20 protein-coding genes are annotated in these 25,717 nt (G+C 28.1%); 15 read left to right on the top strand and 5 right to left on the bottom strand.

The genetic code is table 11. The annotated features are described in order from the left end of the window. Positions 1-19 precede the first annotated feature (19 nt). The 9 genes from CLFE_RS14190 (at position 20) to CLFE_RS14150 (ending at position 5,587) form a co-directional block, all read left to right on the top strand. Entirely contained in the window at positions 20-664 is a 645-nt protein-coding gene (locus CLFE_RS14190; protein ID WP_077892912.1) for a YigZ family protein, read from the top strand. Positions 665-797: 133 nt separating this feature from the next. After that, on the top strand, positions 798-1,538 hold the full coding sequence (locus CLFE_RS14185) for a YebC/PmpR family DNA-binding transcriptional regulator (protein ID WP_077835975.1): 741 nt from the start codon (positions 798-800) through the stop codon (positions 1,536-1,538). Positions 1,539-1,667: 129 nt separating this feature from the next. Continuing rightward, a complete protein-coding gene (locus CLFE_RS14180; protein WP_242951580.1) occupies positions 1,668-2,327 on the top strand; it encodes a hypothetical protein in 660 nt (219 codons plus the stop codon). A gap of 27 nt (positions 2,328-2,354) precedes the next feature. Then, the gene (locus CLFE_RS14175; RefSeq protein WP_077892913.1) at positions 2,355-2,567 is read left to right on the top strand and encodes an EndoU domain-containing protein; all 213 of its coding nucleotides are present in this window, start codon (positions 2,355-2,357) and stop codon (positions 2,565-2,567) included. Between the two features lie 12 nt (positions 2,568-2,579). Then, positions 2,580-2,933, top strand: a complete 354-nt coding sequence (locus CLFE_RS14170) for a hypothetical protein (RefSeq protein WP_077892914.1) — start codon at positions 2,580-2,582, stop codon at positions 2,931-2,933. Positions 2,934-3,175: 242 nt separating this feature from the next. Next, on the top strand, positions 3,176-3,355 hold the full coding sequence (locus CLFE_RS14165) for a hypothetical protein (RefSeq protein WP_077892915.1): 180 nt from the start codon (positions 3,176-3,178) through the stop codon (positions 3,353-3,355). 239 nt (positions 3,356-3,594) lie between these two features. Then, positions 3,595-3,831, top strand: a complete 237-nt coding sequence (locus tag CLFE_RS14160) for a hypothetical protein (protein WP_077892916.1) — start codon at positions 3,595-3,597, stop codon at positions 3,829-3,831. A gap of 172 nt (positions 3,832-4,003) precedes the next feature. Then, a complete protein-coding gene (locus CLFE_RS14155; protein WP_077892917.1) occupies positions 4,004-4,330 on the top strand; it encodes a hypothetical protein in 327 nt (108 codons plus the stop codon). 555 nt (positions 4,331-4,885) lie between these two features. Continuing rightward, complete coding sequence (locus CLFE_RS14150) at positions 4,886-5,587, top strand: TetR/AcrR family transcriptional regulator (RefSeq protein ID WP_077892918.1); 702 nt, start codon at positions 4,886-4,888, stop codon at positions 5,585-5,587. Positions 5,588-5,719: 132 nt separating this feature from the next. Here the strand turns inward: CLFE_RS14150 and CLFE_RS14145 are convergent, their stop codons facing one another. The 5 genes from CLFE_RS14145 to CLFE_RS14125 all read right to left on the bottom strand — a co-directional run bounded on the left by CLFE_RS14145 (position 5,720) and on the right by CLFE_RS14125 (position 10,365). After that, entirely contained in the window at positions 5,720-7,084 is a 1,365-nt protein-coding gene (locus tag CLFE_RS14145) for an acetyl-CoA carboxylase biotin carboxylase subunit (protein WP_169850910.1), read from the bottom strand. Then, complete coding sequence (locus CLFE_RS14140) at positions 7,077-7,541, bottom strand: biotin/lipoyl-containing protein (RefSeq protein WP_077831981.1); 465 nt, start codon at positions 7,539-7,541, stop codon at positions 7,077-7,079. Before CLFE_RS14140 ends, CLFE_RS14145 begins: the two co-directional genes overlap by 8 nt. Before the next feature lie 14 nt (positions 7,542-7,555). Beyond that, positions 7,556-8,362, bottom strand: coding sequence for an acetyl-CoA carboxylase carboxyl transferase subunit alpha (gene accA / locus CLFE_RS14135; RefSeq protein ID WP_077831982.1), 807 nt, complete (start codon positions 8,360-8,362; stop codon positions 7,556-7,558). Positions 8,363-8,383: 21 nt separating this feature from the next. Continuing rightward, entirely contained in the window at positions 8,384-9,151 is a 768-nt protein-coding gene (locus tag CLFE_RS14130) for an acetyl-CoA carboxylase carboxyltransferase subunit beta (RefSeq protein ID WP_077831983.1), read from the bottom strand. Positions 9,152-9,630: 479 nt separating this feature from the next. After that, a complete protein-coding gene (locus CLFE_RS14125) occupies positions 9,631-10,365 on the bottom strand; it encodes a LytR/AlgR family response regulator transcription factor (RefSeq protein ID WP_176091548.1) in 735 nt (244 codons plus the stop codon). A 1,124-nt stretch (positions 10,366-11,489) separates the two neighbouring features. Here CLFE_RS14125 and CLFE_RS14120 point away from each other — a divergent pair. Genes CLFE_RS14120 through CLFE_RS14095 form a run of 6 tightly spaced genes read left to right on the top strand, consistent with a single transcriptional unit; the run spans position 11,490 to position 25,710 of the window. Further along, positions 11,490-12,239: a thioesterase II family protein gene (locus tag CLFE_RS14120; RefSeq protein ID WP_077831985.1), complete on the top strand. Its 750-nt coding sequence runs from the start codon at positions 11,490-11,492 to the stop codon at positions 12,237-12,239. After that, on the top strand, positions 12,229-14,793 hold the full coding sequence (locus CLFE_RS14115) for a non-ribosomal peptide synthetase (RefSeq protein ID WP_077892920.1): 2,565 nt from the start codon (positions 12,229-12,231) through the stop codon (positions 14,791-14,793). The genes CLFE_RS14120 and CLFE_RS14115 overlap by 11 nt, the downstream gene beginning before the upstream one ends. A gap of 9 nt (positions 14,794-14,802) precedes the next feature. Beyond that, a complete protein-coding gene (fabD, locus tag CLFE_RS14110) occupies positions 14,803-16,068 on the top strand; it encodes an ACP S-malonyltransferase (protein ID WP_077892921.1) in 1,266 nt (421 codons plus the stop codon). A gap of 13 nt (positions 16,069-16,081) precedes the next feature. Beyond that, positions 16,082-21,829, top strand: coding sequence for a beta-ketoacyl synthase N-terminal-like domain-containing protein (locus tag CLFE_RS14105; protein ID WP_207651364.1), 5,748 nt, complete (start codon positions 16,082-16,084; stop codon positions 21,827-21,829). Further along, positions 21,829-24,672, top strand: coding sequence for an amino acid adenylation domain-containing protein (locus CLFE_RS14100; protein WP_077892923.1), 2,844 nt, complete (start codon positions 21,829-21,831; stop codon positions 24,670-24,672). The genes CLFE_RS14105 and CLFE_RS14100 overlap by 1 nt, the downstream gene beginning before the upstream one ends. A gap of 30 nt (positions 24,673-24,702) precedes the next feature. Then, a complete protein-coding gene (locus CLFE_RS14095) occupies positions 24,703-25,710 on the top strand; it encodes a 3-oxoacyl-[acyl-carrier-protein] synthase III C-terminal domain-containing protein (RefSeq protein WP_077831990.1) in 1,008 nt (335 codons plus the stop codon). Positions 25,711-25,717 lie beyond the last annotated feature (7 nt).

Raw genomic sequence — 25,717 nt, 5'->3', positions numbered from 1 at the left:
CTGAATGGATGTGAGAGTTGTGGACTATTTAACAGTTGGACGTGAGGTAAGAGTTGAATTTGAAGAGAAAAAATCAATTTTCATAGGACACATAAAAAGAGTAGAATGTGAAGAAGAAGCAAAAGAATTTGTGGAAAAAATAAAAAATGAACATAAGGATGCTACACATAATGTACCAGCATATATTGTAGGAGAAAATAGAATGATACAAAAGTGTAGTGATAATGGTGAACCACAAGGTACGGCTGGAGTTCCTGTGCTTGATGTCATTAAAAAAAATGGAATAACAGATACTGCGATTGTTGTAACAAGATATTTTGGGGGAATACTTTTAGGAGCCGGAGGGCTTGTTAGGGCTTATTCTAAAAGTGCGGCTGATGCTGTTAAAGAGGCGGGAATAGTTTTAAAGGTAAAAGGAGTACCATTATCTTTAGGGATAAGCTATGATCTGTTGGGAAAGGTTCAGTATCATTTCGCAAATAAAAATTGGCATATTGAGAATATAGAATATACGGATGAAGTTAAAATATTGTTTAATTGTGAGAGCGATAAATTAGAAGAGGTAAGAAAAGAAGTAACAGAAATATGTCATGGAAATTTAAAAATTAATGTTGGTGACGAGGAATATTATTTTAAAAGTGAAAATAGATTATTTCAAGAGTAATTGAATTGAAAATAGTCTTTGTGATATAATGAATAAGTATATGTTTATAATTAAATGACTTTTGAATAGTTATTTTATCATATAGTAGGAACTATATAGTTCTTATGTACATAAGGTTAGGAGGAATTTAGATATGTCAGGACACTCAAAGTGGCATAATATTCAAGCTAAAAAGGGAAAGGCAGATGCCAAAAGAGGAAAAATATTCACTAAAATAGGTAAGGAAATAGCTGTTGCGGTTAAATCTGGTGGATCTAATCTTGATAGTAATGCAAAGTTAAGAGATTGTGTTGCAAAAGCTAAGGCATCAAACATGCCTATGGATACTATAACTAGGGCTATAAAAAAGGGTGCTGGAGAGCTTGAAGGCGTAAACTATGAAGAAATAATTTATGAAGGATACGGACCTGCGGGTGTTGCAATGCTTGTCAATGTATTGACAGACAACAAAAATAGAAGTGCCAGTGACGTAAGATGTTCTTTTGATAGAAGTGGTGGAAATTTAGGAGCAACAGGATGCGTATCTTGGATGTTCCAAAGAAAAGGACAAATAGTAATTGAAAAAAATGATGCAATAGATGAAGATGAGCTTATGATGAAAGTTCTAGAATTAGGTGCTGAAGATTTTGCTTCTGATGAAGATGTGTTTATAATAACAACAACTCAAGAAGAATTCTCAAATGTACGTGAAGCACTTGAAAAAGAAAATTTTGAGTTTGTATCTGCAGAACTAACGATGATTCCAGATACTACTGTAAAATTAAATCTTGATGATTCAGAAAAGGTTCAAAGATTGATAGATAAGCTTGAAGACAGCGACGATGTCCAAGATGTTTATCACAATGCTGAATTTGATGATGCTTTTGAAGAGTAGAAGACTGAGAGCGTTTTAATAAAAACACTTTATGGTGACATACGTGTTTTTATCGTTTTGAGATGACATATAACACTTTTATATGTAGATGTAACAATCACATATGGAGGTGTTATTTTTTATGCAATTTTGCGTATTATTAGAAGAAAAGAAGATTTCTCAAAGGTCAAAGATTCAAAAGATACTATAAGTAATATGGAAAAAGTTATAGGGTATTTTGGATTAGGTGCGATTGTTTCTATTTCTAATAATTTAGCACTAAATATACCTAATCTTACAGGTTTATATAATGATAAAAGATTAAGATATAATTTAGAAAATGAAAACAGATATGGAGTTTTAGCAGCATATCAGTATGGCAAAACATTTGGAGACATAGAGGGATTAGCACAAGGTACAGTTGAGTTTTTTGGTGGACTGTCTATTATGGGATTTGGAGGACTTGGTGCTGGAGCATTAACAGTGGCTACAGATGGAGCGGCTGCACCGGCAGTACCATTAGTAGAAAGTGCTGGAATTGCATTAGCTGGACATGGAATAGGAATGTTTGGGTCTTCACTTTATAATATGGGTAGTGATTTTTCTAAAGGTAATTTTTATTTTAGTGAAGCTAATAATGGAAGTTCAATATCAAATTTAAAAAACGTAGGGAATTTTAGCGGAGGTGCACTAAATCATATTTTAGAGGGACAAATAAATGGCAGTGGTATGGCGACTGGTTATCATTATGAGAATTTTCCAAACGCCAAAGGAGAAATTATAGAGGGAACTAAATCTAAACCTAACTAATTTGGAATATACAAAGGAAAAGTTAAAATGAATACAGTAATAAAAAAAGCCAAATCTTCATTTTTTCCGGAAGATTGGTCTGCACAAAGGGGTGTTGATTCAATAAATGAGGCATATAGTAATAGAGAGTTTGTGAAAGGAAGTAACAATACTTTTGTCGGAGAAACAAAAAATGGAATGCAGATTAAAATGTTTATAAATAAAAATAAAAAAATAATATCGGCGTTTCCAATATATTAAAAGGAGAATTTTATGAAATATAGTTATAAATTTGATGAAATAGTTTTTAAAAGCGGAAGAAAAAGCAGAATTATTATAATGGAAGAACAAGTACAATTAGTTAGTGAATTTTTAATGTCGGATGCAGAAGTAGATTCCGAATCATACATAGAGGCATTAGATAGTGTATTAAATGAAGAAAGTGAATATGAAGAACTAAATGGAAATGTATGTGGTATTTTGATTCACAAGGATAAGACTAAAGTAATAGATTGTTTGGCAGAAGACGGAATGGGAGATTGGTGTGAAATTGAAACAAAAGAGCTTAGGGAATTAATTGATATTTGGTGTGATGAAGTTAAAAGGTTTAAAGAGCAGAATAAGTAAAGATGTATAATAATAAATACATATTAAATAATGAACAAGCTGGCTCAAAGATAGCTTGTTCATTATTTTTTAGTTAGTTGTCAACCTGTTAATGAAATTTCTCAATGAACTTGATAGTAGTAATTCTTAACTGAAAAGAAGCTATTTTGTTAAACTAAAAAAATTTAATAGTTTAACAGAAAAAGTTGTAATAGATAATAAAGGTAATGTAATTACTGCATTTCCTAAAAAATGGGGGGATTATGAATTTTTATTTAGGCAACTCGATTAGTAATATAAAAATATCTGATAAAAGTGTTAAATTCTGTGACGAGTTAATTGATTATATTTATAATATAAGAATTGATGCATCACAAGATTTGAGTGAATTATATAATATTGATTCATATAGTGATGTTGAAATCTCTATTAGTAAAGTATAGAAAATCGTTAGTACTTGTAAGTACTTATTAGAATCAAATTTGCTTATTAATTATGATGATTATAATGAGGCAATTCTACAAATAACAGTAGGAAAAAAAGCTATTAAAGAAAGAATTGGTATTATTTCAATTGGTGATTAAATATTAGATTACATTCAATGCAAATAATAAATTTATTATTGAAGATAAAAGAAAAACGATTAGTATGTAATTTTTAATGATATGGGTAGAGGGAGATTATGAATCATACAATTAGGAAGAATGTTACATATTGTCCATTTTGTGATGGTCAGGGAGTAATAAATAAGGCAACTATTAAAGGAACAGAGGTGGTATTGTATATTTGTGATGAGTGTGATACTGTGTGGAAAGATACAAATATAACAGAAGATAATTGTGATAATTTTGAAAGTATAATGAATAATTTAGGACGAAAAGCATTATGGTCAGAACTTACGGATATAGAAGGATTATAAAATATATTTATAGATTAAAGCTAATAGCATAAATATATTTTATATAAGTACTATGGAAAAATAAGCTATATAATATTAATAAGTAACCTAGCCCAAAAGAAAGTAAGCTGGTTTATTTATTTTTTTATATGGGAGTGATTTTGATAAAGGGATGCATTAGGAGGGTTCATATATGAATTTAGAAGAATGGTTATCTAAGCGAGATATCAAAGAAATGGTTTTAAAAAACTATAAAAATTATATATTTTATTATGAAAGAGAGGAATCAGAAGAGTATAATGAAATATTTTGTGGTAAAAAGCAATCAGATATTAAAATAATTTTTCATAGTGTAGCTTATGTAATAAATACATGGCAAGATTATGATACTGATGATGGAACATATAAGTATATATTGGCTAAAATACGATTGGAATATAATGATGAAGAGTTTGCTGAGTATGAAGTGATTTATGGTTTAGATGGTGAATATCATGATGATTATTTTAGGGTCATATAATAAAATAAGAAAATTAAATTTTCATATAATGATATTGAGTTTCTACATTAATATAGTGATGCAAAAGTTTTTTGATTTCATATGCAAATAATGATATACTATTGATTAATGATGATAAATTAAGATCATTAATGATGACATACATCTATTATGTAAAAGTGATTAAAGTCATGTAAAGCCTTGAAAACACTGCGTTTAAACTTTAAGACAGCGACGATGTCCAAGATGTTTATCACAATGGTGAAGTTGATGATGCTTTTGAAGAGTAGAGGGATTTTTAATTAGAAAAGTAATTGCTTTATAATGAAAAATAAATATTATATAAAATTTTAGAGTTATAGTATCTGTGTAGAATAATTACTTTTCCTTCAATAAGCTTTATTTGTCAATAAAATTCAAATAAGTTTTATTGACAAATAAGCCTTATTGTTATATGTTATATATGAATGAATTTATTCAATTATATTAGTTAGCATTACAATATTGACAAAAGATAAATAATGGAAGATAATAAGTTTATTAATTTAGAGAGCCTATTAGTAAAGGAGAAAATTTATGAGTAAAATCTCGTCAATCATTTATAATCATAGGCATGTACATGAACTTCGCAAAGAAAAACAAGGTTCATATAAAAAACGAATTTCAAAAGAACCAGATGAAAGAAAGCAAGAGATTATCCAAGCAGCCTTGGAATTGTTTTCTCAGAAAGGTTATGCGAATACTACAATACAAGATATTGCTCAAAAATTACATATTTCACAAGGTTTATGTTACAGATACTTTAAGTCAAAAAGTGAAATTTTTTCTGCAGCATCTGAATATTATGCTATACAAGCGGTAGAGCAAATAAAAATACCATTAGGTGAAGATGTGAGTGCAATAGATAAGTTCAACATGCTTTTAAAAACAATAGTAGCATATGTAACGAAAAATTATGAATTTGAAGCTAGCTTTAATGAAAATAGTGAAAATACAGAGATAAGAGCCAGTAGACTAGATGACGTTGCTGATCAATTAGTAGAGGTACTTATACCAATTGTAGAGCAAGGGGTTAAAGAGCAAACATTCAATTGTACTGATATACCAAATAGTGTTAGCTTTTTTACATATGGATTAATCCATACTTTTCATACTGATGTTCCTACTAAAAATACAACAGAATATATGATATATTTTTTAAGCTTCTTAAAAGATATATTTGTAAGTATATTTAAAGTTGAACACCCAGAAATGGTTGGTCAAGGATGGATGGAATAGTAAGTCAATACGTATTTTTGAAATATTTTAATATTGATAGAAGTATCAGATAAACAAGTCAAAAATATTAATATTTTTGACTTGTTTATTATGGAAACTAAAAACTGGATTGCAACAACTATTTAAAATATCTTAGATAACATTATTCTTATTTATGATAAATTTATCAATATAACGATTATCGTAATTACCATTTACAAAGTCTAAACTGCTTATAGTATTTTTTAAAAAGTTTACATTGGTCTTGATACCTTCTATAACTACTTCATCTAAGGCTACTTTCATCTTTTTTATAGCCTCATATTTAGTTTTTGCTACACATGATATTTTTACTAATAAAGGATCATAAAATGGTGTAATGATATCGCCGCTTGAGTATCCTGTATCTACTCTTATTCCAAAGCCTCCAGGTAAATGCATTTTTGTTATTTTTCCAAAGGACGGTATAAAGGTATCTTTTAAATATTCAGCTAAAATTCTACACTGAACTGCATAACCATTAAATTTAACATCCTGTTGGTTTAAAGACAGTTGTTCTCCACTAAAAAGCTTTATTTGTTCTTTTACAATATCAATATTTGTAATAAGTTCTGTTATAGTATGTTCGACCTGAAGTCTTGTATTCATTTCAAGAAAAAAATAAGTATTGTCTGGTAGTACTAAAAATTCAACTGTTCCTGGTCCAATGTATTTGATTTCTTTAGCAATATTTACTGCATCTTTGTAGAGCTTTTCTCTCAAATCATCAGTAATATTAACACATCGAGTTTCTTCTATTAGTTTTTGGTTATGGTTTTGTATAGTACATTCTCTATCGCCTAAGTGGATTACATTTCCATATTTATCTGCTAAAATTTGAACTTCTACATGTCTTGTATGGTCTAAAAATTTTTCTACTAGAATATCACTGTTATCAAATGCAGCCTTAGCCTCATTAATGACCATATTGTAGCTTGGAAGAACATCTTTTATATTATGTATTGCCCTAATTCCTTTTCCACCACCACCATGGGTTGCTTTTATAATAACTGGTAAACCTAATTTTCTGACTACAGTTTCACATTCATTAAAATCTTTAATAGTAGTTTTACTGCCATCAATGACAGGAACATTTACTTTAGCTGCTAATATTTTTGAAGATTCTTTATTTGCCATTAATTTCATTAAATCACTATTAGGCCCAATAAAATCTATATTGTATTCCTCACATAGTTTGGCAAAATCTTCACTTTCTGCGAAAAAGCCGATTCCAGGATGTATAGAATCTGCACCTAGTAAGGTTGCAGCAGAAATTATTTTGTAACTGTTCAAATAGCTATCAAGACTATCAGCTTCCCCAATGCAAATTTTATTGTCGGCTAATTTTGTATGTATAGCTCCAGCATCAGCTTTGGAATATATTGCAATTGTTTCAATTCCAAGTTCACGCAAAGCTCGTATGATTCTTACGGCTATTTCACCTCTATTTGCAACAAGAGTTCTCTTATATTTAATCACAAACATTCACCCTAATTCTAAATAATTCTTGACCGTATTCAACTATATCACCATTATTAACTAAAATTTCTTCGATTACACCATTGTCCTTTGCCAAAATTTCATTACTGAGTTTCATTGCTTCAACAGTACACAAAAGATCTCCTTTTTTTACCTCAATATTCTTTTCTTTATTAATTAATAAATCACTATAAGTCACAACACCAACAAAATCAGACGACATGATATTAATTGTATCATTATCATGTATTGTATTTATTGAGTCTTCAGATGATTCAGATATAATAGTATTATTTATATGATAACTATCTGTATCTTTTATAATATCATCAGCAGTTAAACTTGCCTCAGTTGAAGCTTTACTAAAAACAATCTGTTCTTTACCATTGCCATATTTAAAATATCCTAACTTGGATTGTTCACATAATTTTATAATGTCTTCTAAATTTTCTATCATTATATTACCCCACTTTACACTATGCCAATATTCCTTATCTTTTTATTTCTATCATCATAAATTTCTTCTGGTGACATTTCTTTGTATTCTTTTAAAGTTTTTATAAGTAAATTCTTAATATTATCACATAGTACTTTAAATTCTACATTTTCGTAAATGATTTTATCGATAATTCCTAGTTTTAGAGTGTCATCTGAAGTAAGCTTTAGAAGTTTTGCAGCTTTTGGTGCAAGACTACAGTCTTTCCATAGTATTGAAGCACAACCTTCGGGTGAAACAACTGAAAATATGGAGTTTTCAAGCATAAATATTTTATTTGCCAGTGTAAGGCCTAGTGCACCACCACTTCCACCTTCACCTACAATAATAGAAATTATAGGAACATGAAACAATGACATTTCATATAAATTTTGGCCTATACATAAAGCTTGACCTCTTTTTTCAGCTTCTATGCCGGCATATGCTCCAGGTGTATCTACAAGACAAATTATTGGACGATTAAATTTTTCAGCTTGTTTCATTAATCTCAATGATTTTTTGTAGCCTTCTGGATATGTCATTCCATAATTTCTTTCGATTTTATCTTGAATATCATATCCCTTTTGTTGAGAAATGATTGTAACAGGAGATCCATCCAAATAGGCTAGTCCACCTATAATTGACTTATCATCACCAAAACACCTATCACCGTGTAACTCAAAAAAGTCCTCAAATACACCCTTTATGATATCTAGACTTTTAAACCTTTTTTCACTTCTTGCTTTTAACACAATATCCCATGTATCAATAGTTTGATGTTTGCCATTTGATAATTCTTCCATTGGTTACTCCCCACATAATTATTATTGTTTAATATGATACTTTAATAGTTTAGTTAATACTGATTTCATAGTTTTTCTGGGTACAATTGCATCAATAAATCCGTTATCTATTAAGTATTCTGATGTTTGAAAATTATCAGGTATTTTTTCTTTTATAATTTGTTCTACAACACGTTTACCGGCAAAACCAATATTAGCATTTGGCTCTGCAAGTACTATATCTCCTGAGAAACCAAAACTTGCACTTACACCACCAAAGGTTGGATTAGTTAGTACACTAATGTACAAACCTCCATTTTTGCTAAAGTTGGATAATGCGCAGCTTACCTTTAAAAATTGAACGAAAGAAATTAGACCTTCTTGTAATCGTGCGCCTCCTGATGTGCAAAATATAATAACGGGTAAATTTTTCTCATTAGCATAATCAAATAATCTAGCAATTTTTTCACCAACAACAGCTCCAATAGTTGCCATCATAAAGCTAGAATCTAATATTCCTAAGCAAATTTTTATACCGTTTATATAGGATTCACCTACAACTACAGCGTCATTTAGTTTTGTTTTTTTTATAGTACAATGAAGTTTTTCCTTATATCCATCAAAGTTTAAAGGATCACTAATTGTAAATTCATTATCTAGTTCATGAAATGTATTTTTATCAGTAATCATATCAATTCTTGAGTTAATATCAATTGATTGATAGAAATTACATTTAGAACATACATAATAATATTTAGCCAATTTGTTTTTTTCTTGTACAAATCCGCATTTTGGACATTTTATAAACAAAAAATATCCACCTCCTTCCTAACGCGGTCTACATATTTTACATGTTAAACTACTAGATTTTACAAAATAGTAATATTATAAATTTTGAAAAACTATTAGAAGATAACTGTTTTATTCTTTTTTTGAAGCTGGATTTGTAATAACAGTAGATGTTCATTAGGATGCAAATATGACATCATCATCTACAATATGTTGTCTTTAAATAGCTAATTAAGTACAGTCTATCACACATATATATGTAAATATTTAAATATGTTGAAATAAAGATATTTTTATGTATAAATTTAAACTAATGAAATCATGAATGATTGAATTTATTCATTGACATATTTGCATAACTTTGATATCCTAGTATTAAGGATTTTAAAGCAAATGGGGTAATTTTAAGTAGAATAAATTTTTCACTCTTGCAACGAATTTATTTATTACAAGAGTGAAAATTAGGTAATTTATAATTAATGAATAAGACCGGTATATAGTTATAATATATATAATTCTTCATCCTTTTTGTTTGCCATAATCATAGAGCGTACTTGACTTCTTTTGGATTGACTGATAGGAAGAATCAAATTATTTGACATAACTACCTGTGTGTATCGAATTTCTTTTATATGATTATAATTAATTATATAAGATTTATGAATTGATATAAAAAAAATTTTATCAAGTTTCTCATGAACTTTGTTTAAGGTACTATAAAAGGAAACGGTATTATTATAAGTAATCATATTGACTTTTCTGTTTATACTTTCAAAGTATATAATATCATTAAGTGGAACTCTAAATAATAAAGTTCCAATTTTATAATCAAATGTAGGTTTATGACTTGTTTTGATTATGCTATTAATTGTTTTTATGACATAAAATATATCATCATATTTAATTGGTTTGACTAGAAAATCTAAAGGTTGTAACTTGAAAAGTTGTAATGCGTAATCTTTTTTTACAGATAAGTAAACTATATGTACAAAAGTAGAACTGAATTTATTACGTATAAGTCTGCCAATTTGCAAACCATTTAAATTTTTCAATTCCACATTCAAAAATATCAAATCAAAAATAAAATTATTTTTGATTTTTTCATAAAAGGCTTTTCCAGAATTAAAGGTATAAATATCAAACTCAAAGTTATATTTATCAGATATATCTTCGAGAATGTTTTCTAGTTGTATACAAAAACACTCATTATCATCACATATGGCTATTTTTAACATATCATCACCTTGTATAACGAACAGATAGCAAAAATTCATTATACATGTCCTTTCTTAAAGATTTTTTACTATTATTATTATAAGACTATATTAATTAATTCAATAAACTATACATATGTCATTTTAATTGATAATCTAACTACTGTCTTATTTTACTTGTTAATTAGCTATACAACACATGATGTTTTATAGAGTAAGGATACATTTAGTATAAGAGTTGCCTATAAAGTAAATTAATGCCACACAGGAATTTATTGTAGCTCATAAAGTGATTATACAGTGAATCAAATTATGATTCATTCATTATTCTTAACCAAATTTAAGTATAATTTTTGGGCCAATTACCCAAAGATCTTTTCATAGAATTCCAATTATTATAGCTTTCAAGATTAAAGTGTATTGATAACTTTAATCTAAATAAGCTTTCTGAAATTAAATATATCCCAATAGTATTTTTGCTATATTTCGATAAGAAATAAGTTTATGGGGATTTCCACTTTGCTAAAAAACTATTATAATAGTATATCTTTTAAAAACTAATGCTATATTTATGCTTCAAATTTAAGGCTTTTATAAAATTTATTATTTTGAAAAGTAATTTTTTATTACTTTTTTTGTCATGTGTTTTTTTATTACTTAAATATTTATAAAAATTTTAGAATTTTTACTGATTTAGGATAATTAGTATAATGAATTTTTTATAGTATTATAATAATAAATATAAAATATAATGTATATTATAACAAATTATTTCAAAAAACTCAATAAATGCATTTGCTGAGTTTTCTGAAATATAAATATTTGCTATATTATAGGCATTTAATTGTAAAAAATACGAACTAATGCTACATTTTTTACATTAAAGTGTTTATTATGCAATATAAAAAAATATTGTTATTACATTATTGCTTTAAATTAAAGTAATTAAAAAAATACAAAAAGTAATTACTTGTATTTAAATTACTACAAATTATTATATAAAATTCAACGATAAGTAATAAATAGATTATAATTGTCGTAATATAAATATTAGAATCAATGGTAATTTATTATATGTATTAGGATAATGTTCACAAAGTAGTATAGTAAAATATTTATTGAACAATTAAGGTGAGGAGAAAATTATGAATAAAAAAATCAAAATGTTTTGTTTACCGTATGCAGGTGGATCTGCGAAATCATATTTAAGTTGGAATAATTATTTAAAAGAAATGGTTGACATTATACCTGTCCAGTTAGCTGGTAGGGGTGAAAGATTAATGAGCAAACCATACAATAACTTTCAAGAAATGGCAGATGAAAGTTATGAATTTATAAAACAAGTATTGGAAAGTGAAGAAAATAAAAGATATATTATATTTGGACATAGCATGGGAAGTTGGATTACATACGAAATATGTAAAAGAATTTATAATTCAAGTGTTGAAAAGCCAGAGCATATTATATTTTCAGCTAATGGAGCACCTTATTATGGGACAAATGATGTAAAAGTAAGCAATTTAAGTGATGAAGAATTTGTAGAAGAGGTTTTAAGGTTTGGAGGTGCTAAGAGGGAAATTTTAGAAGATAAAAGATATGGTGAAATTTTTCTTCATATTTTGAGAACAGATTTTGAACTTATAGAGGAGTATGTATGCGACAAGGATAATTTTAAAATGGAATGTGATATTAGTATTTTTAATGGGATAAAAGACAATATTACAAATGAAGAGCTCTATGCTTGGAAATCTTGTACTTATGGAAGTTGTAATTTTTATAACTTTGAAGGAGGACACTTCTTTATTGAAGAAGATGAAAAAGAAGTTATGAAAGTTTTAAAGAAAATACTTATAAATTTAAATAATAAAAGTATGGGGGTAAATTATGAAGGATAAAGATTTAATTGAATGTTTCCTTGATAATGCAGCTAATAGTAATAAGGGTGTAACAATAATAAAATCAGATACTATAGAAGAGTTCATATCATATAATAAAATATATAAAAATGCTTGTAGGTACTTAAGAGTTTTTAGAGAAAAAGGGGTAGTGCAAGGAAATGAAATTTTATATCAAATAGAAGATATAGAAAAAGGTATTTACATATTTTGGGCTTGCCAACTTGGAGGAATTACAGCAGTTCCATTAGATATTGGTGAAAATGATGAAAATAATATTAAAGTTTTTAGAATATGGAGTGTTTTAGATAAAGCATACTATCTGAGTGATGAAGATAATATGGAAGTATTAAGAACTTATATTGATTCTGAAAATTCAGTGTATTTAAATGAGATGACTGATAAATTTATTAGCTTAAATATACTTGATGAATATGAGGACAATGGCAGTGATTGTGAATTAAACAATTCTATGAAAGAGGATCGTATAGCGCTTATTCAATTCTCATCAGGATCAACCGGTATACCCAAAGGAATTCCTATTAAATATAACTCTTTGTATACACATGTAAATGCATTGGCTAAACGTGAAGAAATAACAAGTAATGATGCTACACTTAATTGGGCTCCTTTAAGTCATAATTTAGGATTGGTTTCTGTACATTTGGTTAGTACTTTAATGGGAATTAGTCAATACATAATGTCTAAAAAATTATTTGTTAACAATCCTGTATTATGGATAGATAAAGCAAGTGAACATAAAGTATCTATGATATATTCACCTAATTTTGGATTTAAACATTTTTTAAATGCGAATAATGAATCCATTGGTAGAAATTGGAATCTTTCTAATATTAGAATTGTTTTTAACGGTGCTGAACCTATTAATGTTGAGCTATGTAAATTGTTTTTAAGCAAATTAAAAAAATATGGACTTAAGCAAAATGTTATGTACCCTGCATATGGTTGTTCGGAATCTACTTCAGTAATATCAATACCAAAAGTTGGAGAGGGATTAAAATTATATGAGGTTAATAGGGAAAAGCTTATATATGGAAAGAAAGTCGAAATACAAACTTCTGATAAAGTTGATAATAGTATAGCATTAGTTGGTGTTGGATATCCAATTGATAATTGCGAAATAAGAGTATGTGACAAGAATAACAATGTTCTTGAAGATTTTCAGGTAGGAGACCTTCAAGTTAGGGGAACAAATGTTATTAGTAGTTATTATAATAATGAACAAGCGACTAAGTCGTCCTTTTTAGAGGATGGTTGGTTTATAACAGGTGATTTATGTTTTAGAGATAAAGATGAAATTATTATTACTGGTAGAGCAAAAGAAATTATATTTATTAATGGACAAAATTATTATCCATATGATATTGAGCGTATAGCAGAAAAAGCTGATTCAAGTTTATCAGGTAATACTGCTGCTTGTGGTGTATTTAATAAAAATTTACAAACCGATGAAATTTATATTTTTGTAAAATATGATATAAATGCAGGTATAAAGGAATTCCTAGTATTAGCTAAAAAAATTAAATCTTATATTAGTAATAAGCTCGGACTATATGTAGGTAAGGTGATTCCAATACCAAAATTGGAAAAGACTGATAGTGGTAAATTACAAAGATTAAAGATACAACAAAATTACTTAGATGGACAATATAGTGATATATTAAATAAAATTGATGAATTTTTAACAAAAAATAAAAGCGTAAAGGTTGAAAAGAATTTATATGATGAAGTTCAAAGTAATCTCTTAAGAATATGGAAAGAAACATTAATGAGTGATGATATAGGAATTGATGATAATTTTTTTGATAGAGGCGGAAGTTCTAATCTATTAATTGTTATGACTACAAAATTAGATGAATTATATGAAGATTGTGTTTCGGTTACGGATATATTTGAAGCTGATACTATTAGAGAATTAACTAAATTAATAGTTGATTCAATAGAAAGTAAAAACAAGGTAATCAAGTTATTAGGTAATAAGTTACCTAATTCATTTATGAATTATAGTAGCGATTTAAAAAGTGAAGAAAGATTTGAGTTATTAAATATTAGTTTGAAGAAGTATCCTTACTTTTACAATAGTGATACAGAGAAAGTATCCAATATTATATTTTCAATATATGCTCAATTATTGGGAAATATTTGTGGAAATGAGCCAATTGGTATTAATTTATTAAACAAGAAAGGCAATGCATTAAATATGGAATATTTAAATATCAAAGATTTTGTAAGTTTAGAGGATTTGATCAATAGGGTGAATTTGTTAGGAAAAGAAAATAACAAAATAGATATTAGTAGAATAAATAATAACATTCAAATTGATAAGGTAGTTACTATTTTTAGTTTACAAGAAGCAGAAGAAATTAGTAGTTCTTTTAAATTTGATATATTTATGTGGATAAGTAGTATAGAAAAATCAATTAATATTAAGATTAATAGGCAGAAAATTAATATTAGTACCTTTAAAAAATTTGTTAATAAGTTTACTCAAGCGATAGGTATTGTGGAGCACGAATATAAAACAATGAAATAGGAGGATTTTATGAATAAAATAGGAGCTGTTTTTTCAGGACAAGGATCTCAATATGTTGGAATGGGAAAAGAATTATGTGAAAATTTTGCTGTAGCCAAAGAAACTTTTCAGGAAGCTAATGAAAAATTAAAATTTGATTTGATGAAGTTATGTTTTGAAGGAGATGAAAATGAACTAAAAAGACCAGAGAATTGTCAACCGGCAGTTCTTACATTAAGTACTGCTTTTTATAGAGTTTTTAGTGATGAATTTGGAATAAAACCAAGGATTTTTGCAGGACATAGTTTAGGAGAATATTCAGCATTAACATGTGAAGGATCAGTTTCATTCAGTGATGCATTAGCAATGGTTAAAAAAAGAGGAGAACTAATAGGAAAAGCTGCAACTAAAACAGATGGAACTATGGCAGCTATAATAGATATTAATAGTGATATAATAGAAGATTATTGTAATGAAAGAAAAAATGATAGTGGCATCCTATCAGTATCTAATTATAATACTGAAAAGCAAACAGTTATATCAGGAAATGTAGGTTTAGTTGATGAAGCAGCTAAGTATTTTGAAAATATAGGAGCAACAGTAAAAAGATTAAATGTAACTGGTGGATTTCATAGCTTGCTTTTGAGTGATGCTGCAGTTAAATTTAAAAGTTTTTTAGAAGACTATGAATTTTTAGATCCAAAACAAGAAGTTATTTCAAATACAAATGGTTTGCCATATAAGAACGGTAAAGATATTAAAGAGAAATTGGTGAAACAAATTGTACAACCAGTAAAATGGGTTGATACTATGAATTATTTTTTACGAACTCGTATTGATACTGTTATAGAGTTTGGACCTAAAAAGACATTAAGAAACTTTTTTAGATCATTGGATCAAAAACTTTCGACTTTTTCGTATGATGATCCTGAGAATTTTAATGAGGTAAGAAAACAATTAAAAGATGCTAGCATTATAGCTGAACAATATAGAGATTTTATACAAAGATGTATATCAATAATAGCATGTACAAAAAATAATGCCATAAATGAAGATATGTATAAAAAAAATGTTATAGATACGTGTGAGGAAATTCGCTCAATAGAAAAATCCATTATAACATATGATTCAAATACTTTGGAACTATGTAGAAGGGTCTTACAATTAACACAAACAGCATTAGATACTAAAATGATACCTCAAATCGAGAGAGAGGAAAGATTTAAAGAGTTAATAGTAAAGTCAGGGAATTATGAATTAGAAAGTATGATAGACAGATTTTGTAGAGTACTATAGAAAGGAGAAACATATGAATCTTGATATACTTAATAAAATTGATATAACAGAATTTAGTGATGAAGATAGTAGTAATAAAAATGCTTATAAGGATGAAAGTATAGCCATTATAGGAATGTCAGTAAAGGCGCCTTGTGCAGATAATGTTGAAGAATTTTGGGATAGTTTAAAAGTTGGAAAAGAGTGTGTTAGAGCAGTTCCTCAAAATAGAAAAAAATTCAATATAGATTATCTGGAATATTTAGGATATAAAAGGGAAGAAATTAAATTTATTTATGCTAATTATATAGAGGAAATTGATAAATTTGATTATGAATTTTTTAATATTAACCCTAAAGAAGCTGAGTTAATGGATCCTGGTCAAAGATTGTTTTTACAAACCGCATGGGAGGCAATAGAAGATGCAGGATGTGTTGAAAAGAAATTGTCAAACAGTAAAACTGGTGTATATGTTGGTTATGGTGATGATTCAGAGTATCTAAATATTATTTCTAACATAGATCCTGATGTTGTAGGGATAGCACAGACAGGGAATATTAAACCTATTTTAGCAAGTAGATTATCATATTTATTAAACTTAAAAGGTCCTAGTATGATAATTGATACAACATGCTCTTCTTCACTGACTGCAATACATATAGCTTCACAAGCACTTAAAAGTAAAGAATGTGATATGGCTATTGCAGGTGGAGTAAGTATTAGAGTATTACCTAGTAAAAATCATTCTAGTTTAGGAGTTGAATCAAAAAATAGTAGAGTTAAAACATTTGATGATAGTTCTAATGGTACTTTATTAGGAGAAGGTATAGGAGTAGTAATTCTTAAAACACTAAGTAAAGCAATTGAGGATAAGGATAATATATATGGTGTAATAAAGGCAAGTTCATTAAATCAAGATGGAAAATCTTCAGGAATTACTGCGCCAAATCAAATAGCCCAAGAAGAACTTATTACTACAACTTGGCAAAAAGCTGGAATTTCACCTACAAGTTTAAGTTACATTGAGGCACATGGAACAGGAACAAAACTTGGAGATCCAATTGAAATAAAAGGAATAAAAAGAGCATTTGAAATGTATACCGATAAAAAACAGTTTTGTGCTATAGGCAGCATAAAACCTAATGTGGGACATTCTATACAAGCATCAGGAGTTATTGGTGTAATAAAGGTGCTTTTAATGATGAAATATAAAACTATTCCACCACTAATTAATTTTGACTATCCTAATAAAAGTATTAAATTTGAAGATTCACCTTTATTCATTAATAATAAGCTAAGAAAGTTAGATGATAATAATGGAATTATAAGATGTGGTATTAGTTCTTTTGGTGTAAGTGGTACAAATGCGCATATGATATTAGAAAAAGATGAAAGTTTATGTGTAAAAGATAACGATAATCACTGTGATAGTTATATATTAACTTTGTCGGCCAAGAACAAGGAAAGTCTTGAAATGTTGGTAAATGAGTACAAAAACATGTTGAAGAATACATGTATAGATGGCATAGGAAATATATGTTATACAGCTAATGTTAGAAGAAATCATTATAATTATAGGATGGCTATTGTATTTAAAAGCGTAGAGGAATTATATGAAAAATTATTAGATAATAAATTAGATGGGGTTTATTATAATAAAAATTTTTTAGTAGATAAATTGAATAAGGATAAACTTACAAGTGAGGCTAATAGTTTAATTGACAATAATATTAGTAGTGAAAAATTAAGTAATATCGCTAAATTATATATAGAAGGTGCAGATGTTGACTTTAGTAAACTGTATGAGGAAAAAAGTTATAAAGTGGTACATGTTCCCACATATCAATTTAAGAAAAATATATGTTGGATAAAGGTGCCTAAAAAGGATATTAATAAAGAAAAGAAGGACATAAATAAATCACAACAAGTGAAGTTTGATATAGACGATACAATTATTTTATCAGGTAGAAGTAATGGATTATATACAAGAACTGAGAAAGTAATTACTACTATACTGAAAAAATTAATGGGAATTAATAAAATAGGTATAAATGATAGGTTTAGTGATATGGGTGGGGATTCCATTGTTTTAACTAAATTTCATGAAGATTTAAAGAAGGTATTAGGAATTGAATTTTCTATTGCTGATATTTTTTCTTATCCTACAATAGGCAAATTGGGAAAATATTTGGATAATAATTTTGCTAATATAGAAAATGAAACTCAAAATAAAGAGCCTAAAATGGTAAATAATGATACAGATATTGCGGTTATTGGAATTTCAGCTAAATTGCCAGCAGCCGATTCTGTAGAAGAATATTGGGATAATATGATTTCTGAAAGGGAATGTATTGTAAATTTTCCTAGGGATAGAAAAAAATATGCCAATAAGTATTTGAGGTACTCTGGTAAATATGATGGTAATGTAAAATATATTAAGTGTGGATATATGAAGAATATTGATGAATTTGACTGGAAATTTTTCAATATATCTCCTAAAGAGGCTAATATAATGGATCCTCACCAGAGACTATTTCTTCAGGAAGCTTGGAAAACTATAGAAGATGCTGGATACTCTAAAGAAGAAATAGCAGGAACTAAGACAGGTGTATATTTAGGATATGCCAATGACTTTGCTTTTAATTATTGGCGAATTGTCAACGAAGTAGATGAGGAGTCATTTAAATTAGCTGTAGGCCCTAATTTATCTTCTGTAATACCAAGTAGAATTTCGTATTTACTTGATTTAAAGGGACCAAGTATGTTAGTTGATACAGCATGTGCATCATCTCTTGTAGCGGTTCACTTAGCATGTCAAGCTATTCTAAATGGAGAATGTGAGATGGCATTAGCAGGTGGAGCGAGAGTAGAAATAATGCCTATATGTAATGAGTACAATAAGCTTGGAGTTGAATCCTCCTCTTATCATTTAAGGGCTTTTGACAACTCTTCAGATGGAATTGTTTGGGGGGAAGGAGTTGCATCATTATTACTTAAACCATTGAAAAAAGCAAGAGAAGATGGTGATCATATTTATGCAGTAATAAAAGGTTCTACTGTTAACCAAGATGGTGCTTCGATGGGAATATCTACACCTAATCCAGAAGCTCAAACACAGATGATAGTTGATTGCCTAAAAAATACGAATATTAATCCAGAAACAATTGATTACATAGAATGCCATGGAACGGGAACAGAAATTGGTGATCCTATTGAGGTTAATAGTATTACAAATGCATATAAACAGTTTACAAGCAAAAAGCAGTTTTGTGGAATAGGAAGTATTAAATCATCTATAGGTCATTGTAATGCAACATCAGGAATTGCTGCTGTAATAAAAATGGTATTAGCACTAAAATACAAAGAATTACCAGCAAGTATTAATTGGGAAATTCCAAATTCAAAAATTAATTTTGAAAATTCTCCAGTATATTTCTTAAATAAATCCGTTAAATGGGCGGAAAGATCAACACCAAGAAGATGTGCTATTAATTCATTCGGATTTAGTGGAACAAATTGCCATGTGATTCTTGAGGAGGAAAACAGTAAATATAAGGAAGAATCTGATTGTGTTAATTTATTTGTCTTATCAAGCAAGAGTGCTAATTCTTTATGGGAATATATTAAAAGTTATAGTCAATATTTAAAGAATAATACGTGCAATAATATTACTAGCCTATGTTATACAGCTAGTTGTGGCAGAAGTCACTATAAATACAGATTAGCGCTTGTTGTCAAAGATATAAAAGATTTAGAAAATAAAATAAACAAAATATTAGATAATGGATATGAAACGTTTATAAAAGAAAATAATAATGATTCAGTAGAACAAGCTTCTTACGAGAACATAGATAATTTTATTAGTTTATTTATTGATAATGGACGTCGCGATAAGATGTATTTGGAGCAAATAGCAAGATATTATAAAGAAGGGGCAGAAATAAGTTGGAAAAGATTATATAGCGATAAGAAATATACTAAAGTATCAATACCAACCTATATCTTTGAAAAAACTAAGTGCTGGGTGGAAATACCGGAAAAAAATAATGAAAGCTATAATGCAGTTCAAATAATAGAAGAAATTATGAAGAAATCTGAACTCTCAAAAGAATTGACTGAAGAACTTAATAATGTTTTAGGGGAGTTTAAAGAAAATAGAGAGGTTAATTTACCTAACAAGAAGCAAATAAGTATTGTAGGTAGGGAAAGTAACAATTATACAGAGGTAGAAGTAATAGTAGCAGAAATATGGTGTGATGTTTTAGGATTAGACGAAATAGATATTAATGTTAATTTTTATGAGGTCGGTGGTCACTCAATTGCTATGATGCAAATTGTATCCAAGATAAATAAAAAATTAAAAACTAATCTAAGTTATTCAGAATTCAATGAACAAAATTCAGTTAAAACACTCGCACAGATGTTAGAAAGTAAAGAGAAAAGTATTACACAAGAAGAATATCTTTCAATAACTCCTGATCCAAGTTCAATGTATGATAGTTTTCCAATTACAGATATTCAAATGTCATATTTATTAGGTAGAAATGATTCATTTGAAATGGGAGGTGTAGCACCTCAAGTATATATGGAAATAGAGACCTCATTGGATATTAAGAGATTGAATAGAAGCCTAAATAAGTTAATAGCAAGACATCCAATGCTTAGAGCAGTAGTTGATAATAATGGTACACAGCATATTTTAAAGGGTGAGTTAAAATATAATATTGAAATTACTGATATTTCTCAAATGAATAATGAAGAAATAGAAAAATATATTACTGAAGAAAGAGAAAAAGTAGCTTTGAAGTCATTTAAGGCAGATGAATGGCCGTTAATAAGAATAGTGGCTTTAAAGATAAATGACAAAAAACATCATCTATTTATTGCATTTGATACATTAATAATGGATGGAAGTAGTTTAAGAATTATAGGAGATGAGTGGATTTCTTATTATAAAAATGAAAATCTTGAGTTACCAAAACTTGAACTGACTTTTAGAGATTATATGTTAGCTTTAGAGAAATTCAACCATTCTAAAATGTATGAAAATGATAAAAAATATTGGCTTGAAAAGCTAGAGGATTTTCCTAAGGCTCCTGAGTTACTTTATAAAGTTAATCCTTCTGATATTTCTAATCCAAGTTTTAAGAGACTTTCAAGAACCTATAATAAAGAAAACTGGGGCAAAATAAAAGATATAGCTAAAGAATTAGGTGTTTCACCATCCTCATTACTTTGTACAGCTTATGCAGAGGTATTAGCTTATTGGAGTAATCAATCCAGATTTACAGTAAGTCTAACTGTATTCAATAGATTACCATTTCATAAAGATGTAGATAAGATTGTTGGTGATTTTACATCAGTAATGCTAATCCCAATTAATTTTAATAATGAAGAATCATTTTTCGATCGTGTAAAGAATATTCACAAAGATGTTCTAAATTCTTTAGAACATAGATCATTTGATGGAGTAGAAATGATCAGAAAAATTGCAGTTAGAGATAAAAAGGTTGGTCAGCCAGTAATGCCTATTGTTTTTACAAGTATGTTATTTGATGGAGAGTATAATCCTTGGTCAGAATTTGGAGAAACAAAAATAGGAATGAGTCAAACACCACAGGTATATATAGATCATCAAGCGGGGGAAATAGGTGGCGAATTGGTAATTAATTGGGATTATGTAAGCGAAATATTTGATAAAGATGTTATAAATAATATGTTTAATCAGTATGTAGGAATATTGGATTATTTAATTAGCATAAATACAGAGGAGGATAAATAATGGATCAAAAATTTAATATTCTTGAAAAGTTGAATTTAAGTACAAATGTTAAGGATATATATACTAGGTATAATAAGACTAAAGAAAATATAGAAATAAATACTCTACATGAAATTGTTTCAAAAGCAGCTCATAAATATCCTGATAATGTTGCTATCATAGAGGGAGAAAATAAAATTTGTTATTGGGAGTTAGAGGAAAAGTCAAATCAAGTAGCCAACTATTTACTAAAAAAGCATTTAAAAAAAAGTGAATTAGTAGCAGTAATTGCTTCAAGGAAGATAAATACAATTATTAATGTTTTAGGTATCCTTAAAGCAGGTTGCGCATATGTGCCTATCGATCCTGATTATCCGGATGACAGAGTAGAGTATATTAAAAATAATAGTAATTGTAATATTATTCTAAAAGAGGATACTTATGATACTGAGAATTTAAGTTTTTATGATAAAAATAAGCTTTCAATAAAAGTTGATGTAAATAGTTTAGCGTATGTTATTTATACATCTGGAAGTACTGGAGTTCCCAAAGGAGTTGAAATAACACATAAATCTGCATGCAATACAATACTGGATATAAATAGAAAGTTTAATGTTAGTGAGGAAGATAGAATAATTGCATTATCTTCAATGTGTTTTGATTTATCTGTATATGATATTTTTGGATGTTTAAGTGTAGGGGCTACTTTAGTACAAGTTGCGGATCAAAGAGATGTTAAAAATATTTTAGAGGTTATGAGAAATAATAAAATAACAATTTGGAATTCTATTCCTTCAACAATGACAATTTTAGTTGATAACATAAAAGCTGAAGATAATAGTTCTGATTTAAGATTAGTACTATTAAGTGGTGATTGGATACCTCTAAATCTTCCAAGTAAAATAAAAAATCATTTTAAAAATAGCAAGGTTGTTAGCTTGGGTGGAGCTACGGAAGCCTCAATATGGTCTATTTACTATCCAATAGAAGAAGTAAAAGATACGTGGAAAAGTATACCTTATGGAATGCCATTAGCAAACCAAAGTATATATATATTAAATTATGAACAAAAATTGTGTCCCGAAGGAATTAAAGGAGAAATATATATTGGTGGAGATGGTGTAGCATTAGGTTATATAAATGACGAGGAAAAAACGAAAAAAGCATTTATTAACCATCCGGATTTTGGAAAAATTTACAAAACTGGTGATTATGGAATATTAAATAAAGGTGGCTACGTTGAGTTCATTGGGAGAGAAGATAATCAAGTAAAGGTTCGTGGATATAGAGTAGAATTAAGTGAAGTGGAAACTACAATGAATTCATTTGAGGGTATTAAGTCTTCAATTGTCACTGTAAAGAAGGATAGTTTAAATAATAATTATCTTTGTGGATATTACGTAGCAAGCAAAAATATGCCAAAGAGTGAAATTAAAGAACATTTGAGTAAAATGCTTCCTCCATATATGATTCCTACAAAGTTAATCCAAATTGAAAGGATACCTTTAACAGCTAACGGTAAAATTGATAGGAAGAATTTACCGCAGCCAATAGATGATAATGAGGTAAATGAAAATTATGCTGCACCTTCTAATGAAATTCAAGAGAAATTAGTTATGATTTTTCAAGATGCTTTTGAAGGTAAGATAAAGATAGGTATTAAGGATAATTTTTACGAAATGGGATTAAATTCAATATTAATGGTGTCTATCATATCTAAATTAGAAGAAGCTTTTAGTATTCAGATAAAATTTAAGGATTTTTTGAAGTTAAATAATATTGAAGACTTAGAGAGATTAATACAAAAGACTTCAATAACGCATTCGTCTGATGGTGTTGATGATAAGAAAACTATAAACAAGAAAAGAGAAGAGATATATTATTGGTCACCTATTATGCAATGGAGAATTGAGAATGATGTATTGATAATCGGCGAAAAAGAATATTCAGAAAAAGTTTATTTATCATTATTACCAAAGTTGTACTTTTTAACACAAAATGGCTGTACATTAGAAACTATAGTGAATGAATTCACATATTATAATAATTTAGAATTAAGACAAGCTTTAGATAAATTAATGAATGATAAGATTCTTGTAAATGAGATTTTAAAAATTGAAGATTTGTTTAGCAGTCAAGATAATTTATTAAAGCATGACTATGGAAATGATTTAATTGTTAAAAAGGAAGTTTATGAAAAATATAAGCGTGAACAATTAAATAGAAAGCTTAGTTATGATAGTGAAAAAGTCATAGAACTTAGGCAAGAAACTAAAATGCCTGAAAATATGGCAAAAAGATATAGCTGCAGAGAATATGATTGTGAAACTAAAATATCATTTGATGATTTTTCAACAATGTTGAGTACGTTTAAGCAAATAAAATTAGGGGGGTATAAATACTATTACTATGCAAGTGCTGGTGGATTATATCCTGTGGATGTGTTTATATATGTAAAAAAAGATAGAATAGAGAATGTAGACAATGGCTTGTATTATTATAATTCAGTTGATAATTTACTATGTTTAGTTGAGGATAAAGAATGTATTACATCAGACGCACATTACTTTACTAATAAGGATATATTTAAAGAATCTGCTTTTTCTATTTACTTTATCTATAATGCAAAAGTTTCAATGCCTAGGTATAAAGGATCTGGATATTTATATTCTCTTATCGATACGGGTATTATGGTATCAACATTAACTCAAATATGTGAGAATCTAAATATTGGAGTTTGCTCTATAGGTGATATGAATTTTGAAAAGATAGAATCACATTTCCATTTGGAAAAAAATCAAAGATTTCTACATTGCTTAGAAGGCGGAATTAAAATTAATAATAGTAGAATAACTATTAGTTGATAAATTTAACTAGTGGAAAGGAGATTTGATATGTTTAATAATATAGTAATTACAGGAATAGGCACTACTTATCCAGAGGAAAATGTTACAACATATGAAGATATAGAGAACCATTTTAAGGGTACAGGTATTAGAGTAAGAAGTCTTATGAAAATACTAGGGAAAAATAAAAGATTTAGTATTGATGAAGATATAGACTACTTTGATTTTGCCAAAGTTGCCTCAGACAAAGCCCTTAAACAGGCTAACATAAAAGCAGATGAATTAGACATAATTGTTGTTGTTGCTGATACACCAGAATACATAGCTCCAACAAACGCAATAAAACTAGGTAAAAAGTTAAATGCGAAAAACGTTAAAGTTGCATATGACATGAATGCCAATTGTGCAGGAGGAGTAGTAGCTATAGATCAAATTTCTAGGTATCTGCTTTCAAACAAAGAGTTTAGTAAGGCAATGATAACTACAGTATTTATTGAAAGTTATATAAGAGATGATAAAGATCCAATAGACTACTCAATATTTTCAGATTCAGTTGCTTCAGTTATACTAGAGAAAAAAGAAGAAGAGGTAAAAAGAGGATTTATAGATTCTAGTTATAAAACTGATTGGAATTATGATAACATGAATGTATTTCCTAAAAGTGGATTTAAAGATATGTTAATGAAGAATAATAGAGATGATAAAGATATTAAAGCAGGTGTTAATGAAGAAGTGAATTTAGATTTTATACCTGATGTTTGGAATGACATAATATTAAATTTACTTAAAAAAAATGCATTATTACCAGCAGACATAAAGAAGTACTTTTTTTCTCAATTTTCGCTGTATCATATTGCAACAGCAATGGCAAAGCTGCATTTAAAAAAGGACAAGTATATTTATACAGGAGATATGTATGGATATAATGGAAGCTGTAGTCCATTTTTTTCTTTGGAATATGCTTTGAATGATGAATTGGTAGTAAAAGATGATCATATTGTGTTATGTGCAATTGGTGCTGGATATACTACATCAGCGGTATTATATAAATTATAGTGGGGGA

It is taken from the genome of Clostridium felsineum DSM 794 (assembly GCF_002006355.2).
GTDB classification, from domain to species: Bacteria; Bacillota; Clostridia; order Clostridiales; family Clostridiaceae; genus Clostridium_S; species Clostridium_S felsineum.
This window is presented reverse-complemented; position numbering and strand designations above follow the sequence as displayed.